The organism is Streptomyces sp. NPDC045287, assembly GCF_056432325.1.
This window is the reverse complement of record NZ_JBWKJG010000008.1, coordinates 276,409-295,856: the sequence shown is the minus strand read 5'-3', so window position 1 is coordinate 295,856 and position 19,448 is coordinate 276,409. Positions and strand designations below refer to the sequence as shown.

15 protein-coding genes and 3 tRNA genes are annotated in these 19,448 nt (G+C 73.9%); 8 read left to right on the top strand and 10 right to left on the bottom strand.

Annotation, left to right across the window (positions count from 1 at the left end):
• Positions 1-3: 3 nt before the first annotated feature.
• The 6 genes from purF to purS all read right to left on the bottom strand — a co-directional run bounded on the left by purF (position 4) and on the right by purS (position 7,210).
• Positions 4-1,530, bottom strand: coding sequence for an amidophosphoribosyltransferase (gene purF, locus AC07D6_RS16360; protein WP_315879364.1), 1,527 nt, complete (start codon positions 1,528-1,530; stop codon positions 4-6).
• A 153-nt stretch (positions 1,531-1,683) separates the two neighbouring features.
• Positions 1,684-2,502, bottom strand: a complete 819-nt coding sequence (locus AC07D6_RS16355; RefSeq protein ID WP_479044914.1) for an META domain-containing protein — start codon at positions 2,500-2,502, stop codon at positions 1,684-1,686.
• 200 nt (positions 2,503-2,702) lie between these two features.
• Positions 2,703-3,506, bottom strand: coding sequence for a maleylpyruvate isomerase family mycothiol-dependent enzyme (locus tag AC07D6_RS16350; protein WP_479044912.1), 804 nt, complete (start codon positions 3,504-3,506; stop codon positions 2,703-2,705).
• A 529-nt stretch (positions 3,507-4,035) separates the two neighbouring features.
• A complete protein-coding gene (gene purL / locus AC07D6_RS16345) occupies positions 4,036-6,285 on the bottom strand; it encodes a phosphoribosylformylglycinamidine synthase subunit PurL (RefSeq protein WP_315879361.1) in 2,250 nt (749 codons plus the stop codon).
• Positions 6,285-6,965: a phosphoribosylformylglycinamidine synthase subunit PurQ gene (gene purQ / locus AC07D6_RS16340; RefSeq protein ID WP_315879360.1), complete on the bottom strand. Its 681-nt coding sequence runs from the start codon at positions 6,963-6,965 to the stop codon at positions 6,285-6,287. Before purQ ends, purL begins: the two co-directional genes overlap by 1 nt.
• Complete coding sequence (purS, locus tag AC07D6_RS16335) at positions 6,962-7,210, bottom strand: phosphoribosylformylglycinamidine synthase subunit PurS (RefSeq protein ID WP_023587565.1); 249 nt, start codon at positions 7,208-7,210, stop codon at positions 6,962-6,964. Before purS ends, purQ begins: the two co-directional genes overlap by 4 nt.
• Before the next feature lie 406 nt (positions 7,211-7,616).
• Here purS and AC07D6_RS16330 point away from each other — a divergent pair, with 406 nt between their 5' ends.
• The 8 genes from AC07D6_RS16330 (at position 7,617) to AC07D6_RS16295 (ending at position 12,482) form a co-directional block, all read left to right on the top strand.
• On the top strand, positions 7,617-7,943 hold the full coding sequence (locus AC07D6_RS16330; RefSeq protein ID WP_315879359.1) for a histone-like nucleoid-structuring protein Lsr2: 327 nt from the start codon (positions 7,617-7,619) through the stop codon (positions 7,941-7,943).
• Positions 7,944-8,137: 194 nt separating this feature from the next.
• Positions 8,138-8,212 (top strand) — tRNA-Gly (locus AC07D6_RS16325).
• A 76-nt stretch (positions 8,213-8,288) separates the two neighbouring features.
• Positions 8,289-8,361: transfer RNA gene (locus tag AC07D6_RS16320), tRNA-Gly, on the top strand.
• A gap of 152 nt (positions 8,362-8,513) precedes the next feature.
• Entirely contained in the window at positions 8,514-9,479 is a 966-nt protein-coding gene (locus AC07D6_RS16315; RefSeq protein ID WP_479044907.1) for an ABC transporter ATP-binding protein, read from the top strand.
• 1 nt (position 9,480) lies between these two features.
• Positions 9,481-10,347, top strand: a complete 867-nt coding sequence (locus AC07D6_RS16310; protein ID WP_479044905.1) for an ABC transporter permease — start codon at positions 9,481-9,483, stop codon at positions 10,345-10,347.
• A gap of 22 nt (positions 10,348-10,369) precedes the next feature.
• Entirely contained in the window at positions 10,370-11,782 is a 1,413-nt protein-coding gene (locus AC07D6_RS16305) for a sensor histidine kinase (protein ID WP_479044903.1), read from the top strand.
• The gene (locus tag AC07D6_RS16300) at positions 11,779-12,387 is read left to right on the top strand and encodes a response regulator (RefSeq protein WP_315879355.1); all 609 of its coding nucleotides are present in this window, start codon (positions 11,779-11,781) and stop codon (positions 12,385-12,387) included. Before AC07D6_RS16305 ends, AC07D6_RS16300 begins: the two co-directional genes overlap by 4 nt.
• Before the next feature lie 22 nt (positions 12,388-12,409).
• A tRNA-Gly gene (locus tag AC07D6_RS16295) sits at positions 12,410-12,482 on the top strand.
• 145 nt (positions 12,483-12,627) lie between these two features.
• On the opposite strand, the gene AC07D6_RS16290 is transcribed toward AC07D6_RS16295, so the two are convergent.
• From AC07D6_RS16290 to purD, 4 genes are all read right to left on the bottom strand, one after another.
• Entirely contained in the window at positions 12,628-13,530 is a 903-nt protein-coding gene (locus AC07D6_RS16290; protein ID WP_315879354.1) for a phosphoribosylaminoimidazolesuccinocarboxamide synthase, read from the bottom strand.
• 84 nt (positions 13,531-13,614) lie between these two features.
• The gene (locus AC07D6_RS16285; RefSeq protein ID WP_479044900.1) at positions 13,615-15,186 is read right to left on the bottom strand and encodes a N,N-dimethylformamidase beta subunit family domain-containing protein; all 1,572 of its coding nucleotides are present in this window, start codon (positions 15,184-15,186) and stop codon (positions 13,615-13,617) included.
• Between the two features lie 864 nt (positions 15,187-16,050).
• On the bottom strand, positions 16,051-17,886 hold the full coding sequence (locus AC07D6_RS16280) for a M48 family metalloprotease (RefSeq protein ID WP_479044975.1): 1,836 nt from the start codon (positions 17,884-17,886) through the stop codon (positions 16,051-16,053).
• 291 nt (positions 17,887-18,177) lie between these two features.
• A complete protein-coding gene (purD, locus tag AC07D6_RS16275) occupies positions 18,178-19,431 on the bottom strand; it encodes a phosphoribosylamine--glycine ligase (RefSeq protein WP_315879352.1) in 1,254 nt (417 codons plus the stop codon).
• Positions 19,432-19,448: the final 17 nt, after the last annotated feature.

Below are 19,448 nucleotides of genomic sequence, written 5' to 3'. Positions count from 1 at the left end.
TGCCTACGGGCGGCGGAGCGCGTCGGTGGCTGCCGTGGCGGCGGGGCCCGCGGCCAGTTCCGTCTCCAGGAGCTGCTTGCCGAGCAGCTCGGGGTCGGGGAGCTCCATGGGGTACTCGCCGTCGAAGCAGGCGCGGCAGAGGTTCGGCTTGGCGATCGCGGTCGCCTCGACCATGCCGTCGAGGGAGATGTACGCCAGCGAATCGGCGCCGAGGGACTTGCCGATCTCGTCGACCGACATGCCGTTGGCGATCAGCTCGGCGCGGGTGGCGAAGTCGATGCCGAAGAAGCACGGCCACTTCACGGGCGGCGAGGAGATCCGGATGTGGACCTCGGCGGCGCCGGCCTCGCGGAGCATCCGGACGAGCGCGCGCTGCGTGTTGCCCCGGACGATCGAGTCGTCGACGACGACCAGGCGCTTGCCCTTGATGACTTCCTTGAGGGGGTTCAGCTTGAGGCGGATGCCGAGCTGGCGGATGGTCTGGGACGGTTGGATGAAGGTCCGCCCGACGTACGCGTTCTTGACCAGGCCCGCGCCGAACGGGATGCCGCTCGCCTCCGCGTAGCCGATGGCGGCGGGGGTGCCGGACTCGGGCGTCGCTATGACGAGGTCGGCGTCGGCGGGGGCTTCCGCGGCGAGCTTCCGACCCATCTCCACGCGGGAGAGATAGACGTTCCGGCCGGCGATGTCCGTGTCGGGACGGGCCAGGTAGACGTACTCGAAGACACAGCCCTTGGGCTTCGCTTCTGCGAATCGAGACGTTCGCAGGCCGTTCTCGTCGATGGCGATGAGCTCGCCCGGCTCGATCTCGCGGACGAAGCTGGCGCCGACGATGTCGAGGGCGGCGGTCTCCGAGGCGGCGACCCAGCCGCGCTCCAGCCGGCCGAGGACCAGCGGGCGGATGCCCTGCGGGTCGCGGGCGGCGTACAGCGTGTTCTCGTCCATGAAGACGAGGGAGAAGGCACCCCGGACCTCCGGCAGCACCTTGGCGGCGGCCTGCTCGACGGTCAGCGGCTTGCCGTCCTCGTCGGTCTGGCCGGCGAGGAGCGCCGTGACGAGGTCGGTGTCGTTGGTGGCGGCGACCTGGGTGGCCCGGCCGTCCTTCTTGGGGAGGTCGGCGACCATCTCGGCGAGCTGCGCCGTGTTGACGAGGTTGCCGTTGTGGCCGAGGGCGATGGAGCCGTTGGCCGTGGCCCGGAACGTCGGCTGGGCGTTCTCCCAGACGGACGCGCCGGTGGTCGAGTAGCGGGCGTGACCGACCGCGATGTGACCCTGGAGGGAGCTGAGGGAGGTCTCGTCGAAGACCTGGGAGACGAGGCCCATGTCCTTGAAGACGAGGATCTGGGAGCCGTTGCTGACCGCTATTCCCGCGGATTCCTGACCCCGGTGTTGGAGGGCGTAGAGCCCGAAGTACGTGAGCTTTGCGACCTCTTCACCCGGCGCCCAGACACCGAAGACGCCACAAGCGTCCTGGGGGCCCTTCTCGCCGGGAAGCAGATCGTGATTGAGTCGACCGTCACCACGTGGCACGCCACCGAGTGTAGGCGAGATCGACCACTGGTCCGAATTGGGGACGGGCCCGCCCGCAGGGGCCCCCGCCGGGAAGGGCCCCCTGCCCAGACGCCCTTTCCCCGCCCGCGGGGACCCTTTCGCGCCACGTCCGGTGTGACGGACCTCGCACCCCTACCCGGCCGTGACGCGGGCGCCGAACCCGGAACCGTCCTGCGCGGTGACCGTCAGTGTGCGCTGTTGGATCCGGTACGTCACCGGACCGCTGCTCAGCGTCCCGTACAGCTTCTGCTCCAGCTCGTTCTGGGGCGCGGCGCACATGCGGCGGGTGAGGGCGATGCGGCCGAACGTCAGCTTGTCGCCGTCCGCCTTCACGACGGCGGTGAAGGTGTTGCAGCCGAGGTTGCCGCGGACGGTGCGGTCGATGCCGATCGTGAGGTGCGGCTTACCGGTGGCTCCGGCGGGCAGGGAGGTGGCGGTCCGCCCTTCGAGGAGCGTGTCGACGTTCCACTCGGTGCCCTCCAGGGGCGCGTCGAGCCGTTCGGACAGGGCGATGGCGTTCCCGTCGGGGGCGGTGAGGGTGAGGCGGTCGCCGCCGTCGTGGAGGCGGGCGGTGAGCCTGCCGGTGAACACCTCGCGGAAGTCGCTCGCGAAGGCGTTGACGGCGTCACCGCAGCCCTTGAGGGTCGAGGGGAGCTGTTTCGCGGTGATGGTGTCGCCGTCGATGGTGAGGTCGGCGCCGAAGCCGTTGCAGTCGGGGTTTCCGCGCACCTTGGCGTCCGGCGTGAACTCGACGTACATCGTGGGGCTGGGGGCGGCCTTCTCGACGCCGTCGAGGGTGAGGCCGTCGATGGTCCAGTAGGTCCCCGCGAGGGGGATGTCGGGGCGGTCCCCGGCGCCCTGGCCGGGATCGGAGCCGCCGGAACCGCCGGAGCAGCCGGCGAGCGCGGCGGTCGCGGCGAGGACGGGAAGCAGGCACGTGGTGATCCGCATGCCGCTCTGACGGACCGTGCGCCGGTCCGGTTCCCTCCCCGCGCCACCGGTACGGGGGACGGGGCCCAGGGGTACGGGGGGCGGGGAGCCGGGGTGGGAGTACGGGGCGGGGGGTACGGGGCGCGGGGCGCGGGATCGGCCCAGGGCGGGGAGCCACACGGTCTCCGAGCCGTGGGCGTGCAGGCGCACCCCGTGCGGGGTCAGCCCAGGACGGGGAGCCACGGCGCCAGGTCGGCGCGCTCGCCGCTGGCCTGGAGGCGGGCTTCCGACAGCGCGTCCCGCCAGGCCGTCCGCCCCGTCGCCAGGCGGGTCCACGTCAGCGGGTCGGTCTCGACGACGTTCGGCGGCGTCCCGCGCGTGTGCCGGGGGCCCTCCACGCACTGCACCACCGCGTACGGCGGCACCCGCAACTCCACCGACCCGCCCGGCGCCTTCAGCGCCAGCGCGTCCGCCAGTACGCGCGTGCAGGTCGCGAGGGCCTGCCGGTCGTGCGGCACGGCCAGCCCCGTCGCCGCGTTCAGGTCGTCGGTGTGCGCGGTCAGCTCCACCGTCCGCGTCACCAGGAAGTCGCCCAGCGGCATCCCGCCGAACCGCGTCACGATCAGCCGCTCGTCCGGCGCCGCCGCCAGCGCCCCGGCCAGTTCGTCCGCCGTACGCGCGTACAGCTCCGCCAGCCCGCCTGCCCCGTCGGCCCATTCGGCCAGTTCACGGGTGTCCTCGTCCACCGCGTCCGCGAACCCCCGCGTCGCCGCGGGCCAGTCGAGCAGCCCCACGTCCCGTACGGCGGGCTCCGGCGCGGCCACGCCCCGCACGACGGACCGGAGCACCAGCGCGAGGTGCGCGGCCAGTTCCCGTACCGTCCACTCCCCCAGCCGCGTCGGCAGCGCCAACTGCTCCGGCGTCAGCCGCTCGACGCCCTCCCGCACGTGCGCGAACTGCGCGGTCACCGCCGCGCGGGTCTTCGCGGAGTCGTACCTGCGGGCGCGCTTCCTCGGCTGTGGCATGCCCCGAGGCTACCGCCGGCCCGTCGGGTCGGGGAGCGCGGCGCCGCCCACCCCTTCGGGCCCACGGCGCCGTCGGCCCCCGGGCCCTTGGCGCACTGGAGGGCGAGGACGGCGTCCTCGGTGGCCGTGCCGAAGCCGCCGTCCCCGCACCGGGACCGCCGCCGGCGGACAGGGCCGGGTGCACGCGGCCCGTCCCACCGCTGCCGAGCACGCCGAGCGGGTCGTACGGGCCGATCCGCGCCGGGTCGGACGGCCGCAGCGGCGCGGCCCCCGCGCCCCGCGGCGCGGCCTCGCGGGAAGACGGGAACGAAGACACCGAAGACGCCGGAGACGCCGGAGACGCCGGAGACGCCGGGAACACGGAGAAAGACGAAGAAGACGGTGACGGCCACTGGTCCGACACCCGATTCCCCCGAGGACGCCTTGCCCGTGTGCCGGTCCTGTGAGGCCGTCGCGACGACACGGAGGGCCGGCCCGCGGCGTCAACCGCGGGCCGGCCCTCCGTCCGTGGGTCCGGGCGCCGGAGGTCTCAGGCCAGCAGGCCCGGGATCGTCGCCTCGTACGCCTCGCGCAGCTCCGCCAGCGGGATGCTGAACTCGCCCTGCACGTCGACCGCGTCGCCGTCCACGACGCCGATGCGCGTCGCGGGCAGCCCGCGCGCACCGCACATGTCGGTGAAGCGGAGCTCCTCGCTGCGCGGCACGGCCACGACGGCGCGGCCCGCCGACTCGCTGAACAGGAACGTGAACGCGTCCAGACCGTCCGGGACGATCAGCCGCGCGCCGTTCCCGCCGCGCAGGCAGGACTCGACGACCGCCTGGACGAGACCGCCGTCGGACAGGTCGTGCGCCGCGTCGACCATGCCGTCGCGGGAGGCGGCGATGAGGATCTCGCCGAGCAGCCGCTCCCGGCCCAGGTCGACCTTGGGCGGCAGGCCGCCGAGGTGGTCGTGGACGACCTGGGACCAGGCCGAGCCGCCGAACTCCTCGCGCGTGTCGCCCAGCAGGTAGAGGAGCTGGCCCTCTTCCGCGAAGGCGATCGGCGTGCGCCGCGTCACGTCGTCGATCACGCCGAGGACGGCGACGACCGGCGTCGGGTGGATGGCGACGTCCCCGGTCTGGTTGTACAGCGAGACGTTGCCGCCGGTGACGGGCGTGCCCAGCTCCAGGCAGCCGTCCGCGAGGCCGCGCGTGGCCTCCGCGAACTGCCACATCACGGCCGGGTCCTCGGGCGAGCCGAAGTTCAGGCAGTTCGAGATCGCCAGCGGCTTGGCGCCGGACGCGGCCACGTTGCGGTACGACTCCGCCAGCGCGAGCTGCGCGCCCGCGTACGGGTCGAGCTTCGCGTACCGGCCGTTGCCGTCCGTGGCGATGGCGACGCCGAGGTTGGTCTCCTCGTCGATGCGGACCATGCCCGCGTCCTCGGGCTGGGCGAGGACCGTGTTGCCCTGCACGAAACGGTCGTACTGGTCCGTCACCCACGCCTTGGACGCCTGGTTCGGCGAGGCGACGAGCTTCAGGACCTGCTCGCGCAGCTCCTGGGCCGAGGCCGGCCGGGGCAGCTTGGCGGGGTCGTCGGCCTGGAGGGCGTCCTGCCACTCGGGGCGCTCGTACGGCCGGTGGTACGTCGGGCCCTCGTGGGCGACGGACCGCGGCGGCACGTCGACGATCTGCTCGCCGTGCCAGAAGATCTCCAGGCGCTCGCCGTCGGTCACCTCACCGATGACGGTGGCGATGACGTCCCACTTCTCGCAGATCTCCAGGAAGCGGTCGACCTTGCCGGGCTCGACGATCGCGCACATGCGCTCCTGCGACTCGCTCATGAGGATCTCCTCCGGCGAGAGCGTCGCGTCGCGCAGCGGGACCGCGTCCAGCTCGACGCGCATGCCGCCGGAGCCGGCGGACGCCAGCTCGGAGGTGGCGCAGGACAGGCCGGCACCGCCGAGGTCCTGGATGCCCACGACGAGCTTCTCCCGGAAGACCTCCAGCGTGCACTCGATGAGGAGCTTCTCCTGGAACGGGTCGCCAACCTGGACGGCCGGGCGCTTGGTCGGCTTCGTGTCGTCGAACGTCTCGGACGCGAGGACCGAGACGCCGCCGATGCCGTCGCCGCCGGTCCGGGCGCCGTACAGGATGACCTTGTTGCCGGCGCCGGACGCCTTGGCGAGGTGGATGTCCTCGTGCTTCATCACGCCGATGCAGCCGGCGTTGACCAGCGGGTTGCCCTGGTAGCAGGCGTCGAAGACGACCTCGCCGCCGATGTTGGGCAGGCCCAGGCAGTTGCCGTAGCCGCCGATGCCGGCGACGACACCGGGCAGGACGCGCTTGGTGTCGGGGTGGTCGGCGGCGCCGAACCGCAGCGGGTCGACGACGGCGACCGGGCGGGCGCCCATCGCGAGGATGTCGCGGACGATGCCGCCGACGCCCGTGGCCGCGCCCTGGTAGGGCTCGATGTACGAGGGGTGGTTGTGTGACTCCACCTTGAAGGTGACCGCGTACCCCTGGCCGACGTCGACGACGCCCGCGTTCTCGCCGATGCCGACGAGCATCGCGTCCGAGTCGGGCTTCTTCTCGCTGAACTGCTTCAGGTGGACCTTGCTGCTCTTGTACGAGCAGTGCTCGGACCACATGACCGAGTACATGGCCAGCTCGGCGCCGGTCGGGCGGCGGCCGAGGATCTCGCGGATGCGCTCGTACTCGTCCTGCTTGAGGCCGAGCTCGGCCCACGGCTGCTCGACGTCGGGCGTCTCGGTGGCGTGCTTGACGGTGTCGAGGCTCATCAGGCGTTGACCAGCTTCTTGAGGATCGAGGTGAAGAAACCGAGCCCGTCCGTGCGGCCCGTGCCCACGAGCGGCTCCACGGCGTGCTCCGGGTGGGGCATGAGGCCGACGACGTTGCCCGCGGCGTTGGTGACGCCCGCGATGTCGCGCAGCGAGCCGTTGGGGTTCCCGTCCAGGTAGCGGAACGCGACCCGGCCCTCGGCCTCCAGCTCGTCGAGCGTGCGCGCGTCGGCGACGTACCGGCCGTCCATGTTCTTCAGCGGTACGGAGATCTCCTGGCCCTGCTCGTAGTCGGCGGTCCAGGCGGTGTCGGCGTTCTCCACCCGCAGCTTCTGGTCGCGGCAGACGAAGTGCAGGTGGTCGTTGCGCAGCATGGCGCCGGGCAGCAGGTGCGCCTCGGTCAGGACCTGGAAGCCGTTGCAGATGCCGAGGACGGGCATGCCGGCCCTGGCCTGCTCGATGATCGTCTCCATGACCGGCGAGAACCGGGAGATCGCCCCGGCCCGCAGGTAGTCGCCGTAGCTGAAGCCGCCCGCGAGGACGACCGCGTCCACCTGCTTGAGGTCCTTGTCGCGGTGCCAGAGCGGGACCGGCTCGGCGCCGGCCAGCCGGGCGGCGCGCAGGGCGTCCTGGTCGTCGAGCGTTCCGGGGAAGGTGACGACTCCGATGCGGGACGTCACGCCTCCTCCACCTTGACGACGAAGTCCTCGATGACGGTGTTGGCGAGGAAGGTTTCGGCCATCTCGTGGATGCGGGCGAGGGCGGCGTCGTCGACCGGGCCCTCCACATCCAGCTCGAAGCGCTTCCCCTGGCGGACGTCCGCGATCCCCTCGAAACCGAGACGGGGCAGTGCGCGCTGCACCGCCTGTCCCTGCGGGTCGAGGATCTCCGGCTTGAGCATGACGTCGACTACGACGCGTGCCACTGGCACTCCCGGTGGTGTGTTGCGTGGGCGGTTCCCTCAGCGTACCTGCCTACAAATTCTACGCGAGTAGATTTCCGGAGGATCCCACAAACGCATGAAGTGATCATGGGCCGGAGAGGCGAAGGGGCGGCCCGGAAGGCGCCCGAAGGCCCCGGAAGGGGGGGAGGGGAAGCACACCGGAGCACCTCGGAGGCCCGGCGTCGAGAAGCACTCGGAAAAATCCCGGAAAAGAATCTCGGTACGGCGATAGCGTACGGACACGCGGGCGCAATTGCCGGGTCTTCCCAGTGCGGCACTCCGGGCTGTACAAAGGAATACACCCATGAGAATCCGGTATCGCCGCACGTCACGCGTGTGACAGAACACACCCTGAACGGCGGCTTACCACGGGAAAGGACCGATATCCGTGGCGCAGCGCGTAGTAGTCACGCTCACCGACGACATCGAGGGCGGAGAAGCGGCGGAAACGGTCAGGTTCGGCCTCGACGGTAAGTGGTACGAGATCGACCTCAGCGAAACCAATGCAGAGAAACTGCGCAAGGCTCTCGCCCCGTACATGGAGGCCGGCCGAAAGAAGTCCGGCACGGAGAAGCCCCGCAAGGCGTTCCGGCACACCGCCGTCGACCCCGACCCGGCGGCCGTACGGGCCTGGGCGCAGTCCAACCGGATGGAGGTGCCCGCGCGCGGCCGCATCCCGAAGCGGATCTACGAAGCCTTCCACGAGGCCAACTGACCCCGCACCGCCCGGGGCGGGGTCCGCGTCCCGGGGCGGGTGCCGCCGCGGGCCGCGCCGCCGGGCCGGCGGGGTGCCGGGCCGGCGCGGCACCGCGCCCCGGGACACCGAGTTGCGCGGCACCCCCCTTGATCGGCTAGAGTCTGGAGCACGCCGAGGGGCGAGGCCGGAAAGCCGAGCGCCTCACGGAGCGTGCGGGTGTAGTTCAGTAGCAGAACATCCCCCTTCCAGGGGGAAGGCGCAGTGTGCAATTCCTGTCACCCGCTCCACATCACGTACCGACCACTCCGATGGATCAGGTACAGTGGTGTTCGCACCGCCCGGTGAAAGCCGGTCGGGAGCAATGCGGACGTGGCTCAGTTGGTAGAGCATCACCTTGCCAAGGTGAGGGTCGCGAGTTCGAATCTCGTCGTCCGCTCGTGAGCGAAGGCCCCGGTCATCAGACCGGGGCCTTCGGCGTTCGCCCTGTCGTGTGTCCTCCGGGCACGCCGCCCCCTCATGACATTTGTCATCGCCGGCCGCTGACAGCGCGTACTGCCGGGCGGCCCGCCCCGCCCCGACGCTGGAGCCATGACCAGCGACGACCACCACACGGACCGCGCGCGCCCCGCGCACGGCCACGCGATCGAGACCACGGACCTGCGGCGCCGGTACACCGGGGGCTTCGAGGCCGTGAGCGGCGTCACCTTCGCCGTCCCGTACGGCGAGGTCTTCGCCCTCCTCGGCACCAACGGCGCCGGCAAGACCTCCACCGTCGAGCTCCTCGAAGGGCTCGCCCCCGCGAGCGGGGGCCGCGTCCGCGTCCTCGGCCACGACCCGTACCGGGAACGCGCCGCCGTCCGGCCGCGCATCGGCGTGATGCTCCAGGAAGGCGGCTTCCCCTCCGACCTGACCGTCGCCGAGACCGTCCGCATGTGGGCCGGCTGCACCAGCGGCGCCCGCCCCACCGGGGAGGCCCTCGACATGGTCGGCCTCGCCGCCCGCGCGCGCGTCCGCGTCAAGCAGCTGTCCGGCGGCGAACGGCGGCGCCTCGACCTGGCGCTCGCCCTGCTCGGGCGGCCCGAGGTGCTGTTCCTCGACGAGCCGACCACCGGACTCGACGCCGAGGGCCGCCGCGACACGTGGAACCTCGTCCGGGACCTCCGCGACACCGGCACCACCGTGCTGCTCACCACGCACTACCTGGAGGAGGCCGAAGCCCTCGCCGACCGGCTGGCGATCATGCACGGCGGGCGGATCGTCGCCTCCGGCACCCCCGCCGAGGTCACCGCATCCCGGCCCGCCCGCGTCCGCTTCGAGCTGCCCGCCGGGGTGTCCGCCGCGCGGCTGCCGCTCTCCCTGCGCGCCGCGCGGTACGAGGGGCGGCGCGTCGAGATCCGCACGCACGACCTCCAGTCCGCGCTGACCGAGCTGCTCCGGTGGGCGGACGAGCGGGGCGTACGGCTCGAAGCGCTCGACGCGCGGTCCGCGTCCCTGGAGGAGGCGTTCCTGGAGATCGCCCGCTCCGGTGCCGCCACCGAGCCGGCGGGGGTGTGACATGGCGTCCGCGACCACCCCGCACCGGCCCGACTCCGGTCCTGGCCACGCCCTCGACCATGACCGCGGTACCGGCCCCGACCACGACCGCGGTACCGGCCCCGGCACCACGGCGGCCGGGCGGCTCGGCGCGCTCGCCCGCGCCGAACTGGTCCTCCTCGTCCGGAACCGGACCGCCCTCTTCGTCACCCTCCTCATGCCGCTGCTGATGATCGGCTCCATCCGCGCCGGCCTCGACGAGGTCGGCCTGGAGGGGACCGGGCTGACCCTGGTCGAGGCGGTCATGACCGGCGGCCTCGGCATGGTCCTCGTCATCGTCGTCTACATGAACCTCGTCCCCGCCTACGTCGCCCGCCGCGAGGAGCTGGTGCTGAAGCGGCTGCGCACCGGGGAGGCGTCCGACGCGGAGATCCTCGCCGGGACGGCGCTGCCCTCGGTGGCGCTCACCCTCGCCCAGTGCGTGATCATGGTGGTGGCCGCGGTGGCGTTCCTCGGCGTACGGGCGCCACAGCGGCCCGAGCTGCTCGTCGCGGGCGTGCTCGCCGGCATCGCGCTGCTCGGCGCGCTCGCCGCGTTCACGGCCGCGCTGACCAGGACCGTGGAGAGCGCGCAGCTGACGACCATGCCGCTGTTCCTCGTGTCGGCGCTCGGCTCCGGGCTGTTCGTCCCGCTGGAGGCGTTCCCGGAGCGCGTCGAGGCGGTGTGCGCGCTGCTGCCGGTGACCGGGGTCGTGACGCTCGTACGGGCCGGGTGGCTCGGCGGGGCCGACGCCGGGGAGCTCGTACGGGCCGCGGTGACCACGCTGGCCTGGGCCGCGGTGGCGGTGTTTGCTGTGCGGCGGCGGTTCCGGTGGGAGCCGCGCCACTGACGGGGAGGAGGGCACGGGGCGCATGACCGGACTGACCGGCTGGTGGACCCGCAGGAGCAACGCGGAGAAGGTCGAGCTCTACACGCGGTGGACGTACCACGGGCTCGCCTGCGTGGCCGTCCTCATCGGCGGGTTGCCCGCGCTGGCCGCGACCGGGGACGTGGGGCCGGTCGGCGGGTGGCTGTTCCTCCTGGTGCTCCTCCACACCGTGCTCGTCGCCGTGCTGGCGGCGCGGGCGCTCAGCTGGCAGCTGGGCCGGCGCGGGCGCCCGAACCGGCTCGCCGCCGCCGTCGCCGTGCACACCGCGGGCGGTTGCGTCACCGTGCTGGCGCTGCGGCGGGCGCTGCCGGACCTGGACCTCCAGATGTCGATGTACGTGGCGGCCGGGCTGGCCAGCTGGGGCGTCGGGGCCCTCGCCCTGTGCACGACGCGGGTGCGGCACGTGCTGGGGCTGACGGCGGTCGCGGTGACGGGGCTCCCGGTGATCGCGACGGTCATGGGCCTGCCGCTCACCGACACGGTCGCGTACGCGTTCTCGGCGGCGTTCGGCATCCTCGTCTTCGCCTTCACCAGCGGTTTCTCCGGGTGGCTGCTGCGGGCCGTGTGGGAGCTGGACGCCGCCCACCGGCTCCAGGCGCGGCTGGCCGTCGCCGAGGAGCGGCTGCGGTTCGCCCGGGACCTCCACGACGTGATGGGGCGGAACCTGTCGGTCATCGCCCTCAAGAGCGAGCTCGCCGTGCAACTGGCCCGGCGCGGGTCGGCCGACCGGGCCGTCGACGAGATGGCGGAGGTCCAGCGGATCGCCCGCGAGTCCCAGCGGGAGGTGCGGGACGTGGTGCGCGGCTACCGCGAGGCCGACCTGCACACCGAACTGGAGGGCGCGCGCGGCGTCCTGGCCGCGGCGGGCATACGCTGCCGCATCGACGTCCGCGACACGGACACGGACCTGTCCGCCGCGGCGCAGTCGGCCCTGGCCTGGGTCGTCCGCGAGGCCACGACGAACGTCCTGCGCCACAGCGACGCCCGCCACTGCCGGGTGGCGGTCTCGGCACCGGCGGACGGGGGACAGGCGGTGCTGGTCATCGAGAACGACGGCGCGTACGGCGCCCCGCACGACGGTGGCGCGGGGGCGGCGCCGGGCGGCACGGGTGCGCCGGGCGGCACGGGTGCGTCGAGCGGTACAGGGGCCGCCGGGTCCGGGCCGGGCGCGCCGGGCGGCGGAAGGGCGGCCGGCGGTGCGGGAGCGCTGGGCGGCGCGGGGACGGCCGGGTCCGGGCTGGCCGGGCTCCGGGAGCGGCTCGTGGTGCTGGGCGGGGTGCTGGAGGCCGGGCCCGTGGACGGCGGCGGGCGGTTCCGGGTGACCGCGCGCGTGCCCCTCGGGGGCGAGGACCGCCGCCCCGCCGTGGGCGAACCGGCCGGGAGGGGGCTGTCGTGACCGTACGCGTCCTGCTCGCCGACGACGAGCACCTCATCCGGGGCGCGCTCGCCGCGCTCCTCGGGCTGGAGGACGACCTGGAGGTCGTCGCCGAGGCCGCGTCCGGCCCCGAGGCGATCGCCATGGCCCGCGCGCACCGCCCCGACGTGGCCGTGCTCGACCTCCAGATGCCGGGTGCCGACGGTGTGAGGGTCGCCACAGCCCTCCGGGCCGAACTCCCCGGCTGCCACACCATGATCGTGACCGGTCACGGTCGCCCCGGGCACCTCAAGCGGGCCCTCGCCGCCGGGGTGCGCGGCTTCGTGCCGAAGACCGTCAGCGCCCAGCGGCTCGCCGAGATCATCCGCGCCGTCCACGCCGGAAGCCGCTACGTGGACCCCGAGTTGGCGGCCGACGCCATCTCCGCGGGCGACTCGCCGCTGACCGCCCGCGAGGCCGAGGTGCTGGAACTGGCCGCCGACGGCGCCCCCGTGGCGGAGATCGCCCGGCGCGCGTCCCTCTCTCCCGGAACGGTCCGCAACTACCTCTCGTCCGCCGTCTCGAAGCTCGGCGCCGAGAACCGGCACACCGCGGTGCGTCTCGCGCGCGAGCGAGGTTGGGTATAGTAGGTCTCGCGCTACGGCGCAGGCGGACGTGGCTCAGTTGGTAGAGCATCACCTTGCCAAGGTGAGGGTCGCGAGTTCGAATCTCGTCGTCCGCTCGTGAGCGAAGGCCCCGGTCATCAGACCGGGGCCTTCGGCGTTCCCGAAGCGGGGCCGGGGCAAGGGCCGGTCACCGCGGGGCCGCCCCGGGCACGCGTCGCGTCGCGCACCCGGGGCGGGCCCACCGGCCTGCCGGACCGGTCCCTACGACCAGGCCGTGCCCGTCAGCAGCTCGTACGCCTCGACGTACTTCGCGCGCGTGGCGTCGACGACCTCCTGCGGCAGCGGCGGGGGCGGCTGCTCGCCGTGCCGGTCCCAACCGGACTCCGGGGACGTCAGCCAGTCCCGCACGTACTGCTTGTCGTACGACGGCTGCGCGCGTCCCGGCTGCCACTCGGCGGCCGGCCAGAACCGCGACGAGTCCGGGGTCAGCGCCTCGTCCGCGAGGAACAGCCCGCCCTTCTCGTCGTAACCGAACTCGAGCTTCGTGTCCGCCAGGATGATCCCCCGGTCCCGCGCCACGTCCCGCGCGCGGCTGTACACGGCGAGCGTCGACTGGCGCAGCTGCGCGGCGGTCTCCGCGCCGACCTGGCGGGCGACCTCCTCGTACGAGACGTTCTCGTCGTGCTCGCCGACCTCGGCCTTCGTCGCGGGTGTGAAGATCGGAGCGGGAAGTTCCGAGCCGTCGGCGAGGCCCTCGGGGAGGGCGAGGCCGCAGACCGTGCGGTTCTCGTCGTACTCGACCAGTCCCGAGCCGGTGAGGTAGCCGCGGGCCACGCACTCGACCGGGATCATCCGCAGCCGCTTGCAGACCAGCGTGCGGCCCGCCCAGTCGTCGGGGGCGCCCTCGGGCACCTCGGTCGAGATCACGTGGTTGGGGATCAGGTCGGCGAGCTGGTCGAACCACCACAGGGAGAGCTGGGTGAGGACCCGCCCCTTGTCCGGGATCTCCGTGGGCAGCACCCAGTCGTACGCGGACATGCGGTCGCTGGCGACCATCACGAGGTCGCCCGCCTCGTTCTGGTACAGCTCGCGCACCTTCCCGGTGTGCAGATGCACCAGGCCCGGCACCTGAAGGGGCTCGGGCTTTTCTACGAATCCGGACACGGTTCCTCCCCGTGGATCTGTCCCATCGACTCCGATTCTCCCGCACGTGGGGAGGCGGGCCGTGGCCAGGGGTGCAGGAAGGTTCTAGTCGTGTTTGCAGATGCGGTCCAGCAGGTTCGCCGTGGCGCGCTGGACGCGGGGGTCGACATGACCCGGCCGGTCCAGAGCCGGGGACCAGCCGAACGTGCCGGACGCGAAGACCAGCGCCCCGGACGGGGACCGGTACAGCGACGTCTCCTGGTGGCGTACGGCCCCGTCCGCGTCCCGGTAGGGGGAGTGCGCGAGGAGGATGCGGCGCTGGTGCGCGGGCAGCGCCGTGCGCGGGAAGTACCGGTCGGCCTCGCCCGCGACGAGCCCCGGCAGCCCGTCGCCCTCGCCGGCGCCCGTCGCCTCCCAGAACCAGTGCCCGGCGTTCCGCACGACGAGGGGGGACGGCTCCGGGACGCGGCCCGCGTACTGGATGCCGAGCAGTTGCTGCTCCGGCCGGCCCGCCTCCCGCCACAGCGCCGGTCGGCCGGGGCCCCGGCGCTTCCGGCAGGTCAGGAGGCGGTCGGGCACGCCCGAGGGGGACGGGGCCAGCTCGACCTGCCAGTACAGGGTGTTGGCGGAGAGGAAGACCAGGGACGTGCCGCTGTCGCGGGCCTCCTCGACGGCGCGGCGCAGCGGCGCGGACCAGTACTCGTCGTGGCCGGGGAAGATCAGGCCCCGGTAGCGGGTGGGGTCGACGCGGCCGGAGTGGAGGTCGGTGGCGTTCGCGTAGGCGAGGTCGTAGCCGTAGCGCTCGGCCCAGCGGATGACGTCGTACGCGTGGCCGATGTGCAGGGGCAGGCCCTGGCCGGCGTACGGGCGGTCGAAGGAGATCGTGACCGCGGCGTGCGACTCGCCCAGGAGGCGGCCGTCCTCGTCCCACGCGTGGTACAGGCTCGCGCCCGTGCGGCCGTCCTCCGGGTACAGGTTGTACGCCTGCCAGGTCATGTCGGGCAGGACGAGCAGCAGGTCGGCGGGGTGGCCGTCGCGGACGGTGAAGGGGATGTGGGAGCGGTAGCCGTCGACGGTCGTGAGGACGGCGACGTACGCGCCGGTCGACCAGTACGACGGGACCTGAAGCCGCCAGGAGAGCCACCAGTGGTGGCAGGAGACCGTGCGGTCTGCGGTGAGCGGGGGCGGCTGGACGATGCCGGAGAGGCGCGGACTGGTGATGATCTTGGTGGCGCCGTCCCCGCCGTAGTGGCCGATGCGATAGATGTCGACCGAGAACTGCTGCGGCGGGTTCACGGTGATGTGGAAATCGATCGCCTCGCCGGGGGCGACGACGCCGGTCGAGGCGAAGCCCTTGATCTGGAGGTGGACGTCGTCGGCGGCGCGGGGGCCACCGCTCCGGCCGCCGCCCCTGCCCTCGCTCCGGCCACCGTCCTTGGTGCCGTCCTTGGTGCCGCCCCGGGTGCCATCCGGTCCGTGGCCCAGGCCGTTGTCCGGTCCGTGGCCCGCTCCGGGGCGGTGCCGGTGGGGCTCGGCGTACCAGGGCGTGAACCGGCCGTCCTCGCCCACGTACCGCTCGGCACCGCGCAACCAGGGCAAGGGGCCCAGGCCGAACGGGTCGTCCGCGGCATGGGCCAGGGCCCCCGACTCCCACCGCCGTACCTGCTCCGCCCCCATGCTGCGCCCCTCCCTCGGCTCCCCCGGTGTCCCGACACGTTCATCGCCGGTCCCCAGCACATCACATTACGCACCCACTCCGTCACCCGTCGTCGCGAATTGACGTGAACGGAAGGGGTGGTACACGCCCATTCCACGGGAATGAGGCGGGAAACCACGCGCGGGGCGTGGCCGGAAACGGTGTGGGCTGCGGGGGCGCGGAAAGGGTCGCGAGGGCGCAGCGGGGCGCGGAAGGTCGCGGACGGGCGCGAGGGAGGCGCGTCGGAGGTGAAGAGGCGTAGGCAGGGGTGCGGGAGCGCGGGGGCCAGAGGCGTGGTGAGGCGGAGCAGGGCGGGTCACGGAGGGTGGGAAGCCAGGCGGAGGCGGGCCACGGGGGCGGGAAGCCACGGGTGGCACGAGCGGGCGCGGGCGGGACACGGGGGCGGGAAGCCGTGGGTGGCACGAGCGAGCACGGGGGGCGGGAAGCCGTGGGCGGACGCGGGGCGGAGGCGGGTCACGGGGAGCGGGAAGCCACGGGCGCGGGCGGGCGCGGGGAGCGGGACGCCGTGGGCGGCACGAGCGGGCGCGGGCGGGACACGGGGGCGGAAAATCACGGGCGGCACGAGCGGGCACAAGGACGGGAAGTCGTGGGCGGCACGAGCGAGCACGGGGAGCGGGAAGCCCCGGGCGGCACGGGCAAGTACGGGGACGCGGGCGGGCGCGGGGCGCGGGAAGTCACGGGCGCGGGGCGCAAAGCGCCGAAGTACAAGAAAGCGCAAGCAGACTCGGAGGTACGGGCGGGCGCAGCGTCACGGAAGATCACGGAAGGTCACAGGGACACGGAAGGTCACGGGGGACGAGCAGGTGCGGGGGCGCCGCGGGTCGTCAGACGAGGCGCACGGGCTTCTCGGGGCGGGCGCCGACGGAGGCGAGCCAGGTGCGCAGCGGCTCGGGGTCGGCGTCCTCGATCAGGGCGAGCACACCGGGGGCCACCTCGGCCCGCCGCCTTCCGCCGCCGTCACCGACGAGCAGCACGGGGCCGTCCAGCCAATCGAGCCCGGGCGCCGCGCCGGCCGTGTCGACGGCGGAGCAGCACACCATGGCCAGCACGTGGTCCGCCAGCAGCTCCCGGCCGCTGCGCGGCGGCTGGAGCGGCAGCAGGGGCAACTCGTCGGCCCCCCGGACGAAGGGGGCGGGCCCGGTGGGCGTGACGGTGCCCCCGCCGGGGGCCGGGGCGGTGCCGTCCGCGCTCCGGCCGGTGGCGTCCGCGCGGCCGTCGACCGTGACCGGGGCGGTGTCCCCGGCCGGCCCGTACGCGGCGGCCGACCCGTGCACGGCGGCGGGTCCGTGTGCGGCGGCCGGCTCCCGTACGGAGGGCGGCGCGGTGGCCGGATGCCCCTCCGCCGTTCCGTCCCCGCGGGGTGACCGCTCCTCGCGGCAGAGCTCCGCGCTCAGCGCCGCCGCCAGCGCCTCCCCGTCCTCGGCCGTCGAGAAGTGGTCCAGGACCCGGGTGAGCGTCGGTCCCTCCGGGGTGGCGCGGGCGCCCAGGCGGTCCAGGACGCGGTGGAGGCGCGCGGCCTCGGTGCGCCACTTCCGGTCGACGACCTCCTCCGGGTAGTGCTGCCAGTCCACCGGCGCCCAGTCCGGCCCCGGCTCGGCGGGCCCGCCGTGGAAGAGGCGCGCGGCCAGCAGGGACGTGGCCTCGTCGACGAGTCCCGGCTCCTCCAGCAGGTCGCACGCCGGCCGCTCGCCGAGCCGCGACGTGAACCCCTCGGCGAGCCGGTCGCGCCGGGACAGCTCCGTGAGCGCCGAGACGACGCCCGCGTCCAGCCGGGACGGCCACCGCCCCATGCGCCACGCGGGCAGCGCCACCCGGGTCAGCAGCCGGTCCCACCCCGCGTACGCGAGGCCGACCTGCTCCTGGGCGACGATCCGCAGCCCGTAGTCCACGGCCTGGGCCCGCTCCGACGCGGCGACCGCGACGCCCCGCTCCATCTCGGCGGCGTGCTCCCGCACGGCCCGCAGCATCCGCCGGGCCACCGCGCCCGCGACGCGCGCGCCCAGGCGCCGTACCACCCCGAGGTCCGGCCGGCCGGGCAGCGCCACCGCCGCGTCCAGCCCCCGTACGAACCGCCGCGCGGCGGCTATGTCGGGGTCGGCGGACGGCCCCGTGCCGGCCACGACCGGCGCCAGCACCGCCCGGAGTTCGCCGACCCGCATCCACCACAGGAACGGCGACCCTATGACCAGCACCGGAGCGGTGCCCGGCGCCTCGTGCGCCCCGCCGCCGGAGATGCGGTGCGCCGGGTGCGTACGGTCCTCCAGCCAGCTGTCGCAGTCCGGTGTGAGCGCCACCGCGGACGGCGCCGGAACCGCCAGCCGCGCCGCCAGGTCCCGCACCATCCGGTACAGGTCGGGCGCGGACGCCTCCGCGATCTCCACCGTCGGCGTGAGCGCCGGCCGGGCCCGCGCGATCACCGCGCCGATGCCCGCCGCGCCCAGCAGCACGGCCACCGCGGCGACGGACACCGCCCACCGGGCGGCGTCCCAGCCGGGGCCCTCCCACCGCTCCGTCGCCCCGCCGGCCAGCAGGACGACGGCCACCGCCGCCGGCAGGAGCGCGACGGCGAGGGCCCTGCCGCGCACGCGCAGCACGGCCAGGGCCCGGGCGCGCGCGGTCCGCGCGCCCCGCTCCTCACCCAAGGCGCCCGGGGCGCGCATCGCGCTCCGGCCGCCACCGTCGGATCCGGGTCCGAACACGGCCGTACGTCACCCCCTCCACCCCTGCGACGGTTTTGCTCACTCCCCCACTGTGACACTCGCCACTGACATCGCAATGCCGGTGGGCCAAGTGCCGGAACGCCTGCGCGGCACCCTAGTTGGGGTGTCGGCAGGCGTCATTCAGATGAGTGAGCCGTCACTCGATGGAATGGCTTGGGCAGGACTGGGGCCGTTCGGGGCGCTCGCGGGTGTACGGAGGGCCCGGAACGTCCGCCCCGGGCCCGCCCCCGCCTACTGCTGTTCCGCTGCCGCGCGCGCGATGTCCGTACGGTGCTGGGAGCCGTCCAGCCGGATGCGCCCGACCGCCGCGTACGCCCGCTCCCGCGCCTGCGCCAGGTCCTCGCCGGTCGCGGTGACCGACAGGACCCGCCCGCCGGCGCTCACGACCGCGTCGCCGTCCTGCTTCGTACCGGCGTGCAGGACGTACGCGTGCGGGGCGTCCAGCTCCGCCACCTCGTCCAGGCCGGTGATCGGGTCGCCGGTGCGGGGCGTGCCGGGGTAGTTGTGCGCGGCGACGACCACGGTGACGGCGGCCTCGTCGCGCCAGGTCAGCGGCGGCTCGGTGTCGAGCGTGCCGTTCGCCGCGTGCAGCAGGACACCGGCGAGCGGGGTACGCAGCCGGGCGAGGACGACCTGCGTCTCGGGGTCGCCGAAGCGGGCGTTGAACTCGATGACCCGCACTCCGCGCGACGTGATCGCGAGGCCCGCGTACAGCAGTCCGGAGAACGGCGTGCCCCGGCGGCGCAGTTCGTCGACGGTCGGCTGGAGGACCGTCGTCATGACCTCGTCGACGAGCTTCGGGTCGGCCCACGGCAGCGGCGAGTAGGCACCCATGCCGCCCGTGTTGGGGCCTTCGTCGCCGTCGAGGGCGCGCTTGAAGTCCTGGGCCGGGGTGAGGGGGAGGACGGTCGTGCCGTCGGTGATCGCGAAGAGGGAGACCTCGGGGCCGTCGAGGTACTCCTCGATGACCACGCGCTCGCAGGACAGGGCGTGGGCGCGGGCCTGCTCCAGGTCGCCGGTGACGACGACGCCCTTGCCTGCGGCGAGGCCGTCGTCCTTGACGACGTACGGGGGGCCGAACGCGTCGAGCGCCTCGTCGATCTCGGCTGGCGTGGCGCACACGTAGCTGCGGGCCGTGGGCACGCCCGCGGACGCCATCACGTCCTTGGCGAACGCCTTCGAGCCCTCCAGTTGCGCCGCCTCCTTGGAGGGGCCGAAGCAGGGGATGCCGGCCGCGCGCACGGCGTCGGCGACGCCGGCGACGAGCGGCGCCTCCGGGCCGATGACGACCAGGTCGGCTTCCAGGTCACCGGCGAGGCGGGCCACGGCCGCGCCGTCGAGGGCGTCGACCTGGTGGAGCTCGGCGACCTCCGCGATTCCGGCGTTGCCGGGCGCGCAGTGCAGAGCGGTGACGTCGGGATCGAGGGAGAGGGAGCGGCACAGGGCGTGTTCGCGGGCGCCGCCGCCGATGACGAGGACCTTCACGCCAGTCAGGGTAGCCC

Bases quoted from the DNA above. Each gene is read 5' to 3' on its own strand.
- AC07D6_RS16355 (WP_479044914.1), bottom strand. From the start codon at position 2,502: ATGCGGATCACCACGTGCCTGCTTCCCGTCCTCGCCGCGACCGCCGCG.
- AC07D6_RS16350 (WP_479044912.1), bottom strand. From the start codon at position 3,506: ATGCCACAGCCGAGGAAGCGCGCCCGCAGGTACGACTCCGCGAAGACC.
- purL (WP_315879361.1), bottom strand. From the start codon at position 6,285: ATGAGCCTCGACACCGTCAAGCACGCCACCGAGACGCCCGACGTCGAG.
- AC07D6_RS16315 (WP_479044907.1), top strand. From the start codon at position 8,514: ATGACCAGCGACGACCACCACACGGACCGCGCGCGCCCCGCGCACGGC.
- AC07D6_RS16310 (WP_479044905.1), top strand. From the start codon at position 9,481: ATGGCGTCCGCGACCACCCCGCACCGGCCCGACTCCGGTCCTGGCCAC.
- AC07D6_RS16305 (WP_479044903.1), top strand. From the start codon at position 10,370: ATGACCGGACTGACCGGCTGGTGGACCCGCAGGAGCAACGCGGAGAAG.
- AC07D6_RS16285 (WP_479044900.1), bottom strand. From the start codon at position 15,186: ATGGGGGCGGAGCAGGTACGGCGGTGGGAGTCGGGGGCCCTGGCCCAT.
- AC07D6_RS16280 (WP_479044975.1), bottom strand. From the start codon at position 17,886: ATGCGCGCCCCGGGCGCCTTGGGTGAGGAGCGGGGCGCGCGGACCGCG.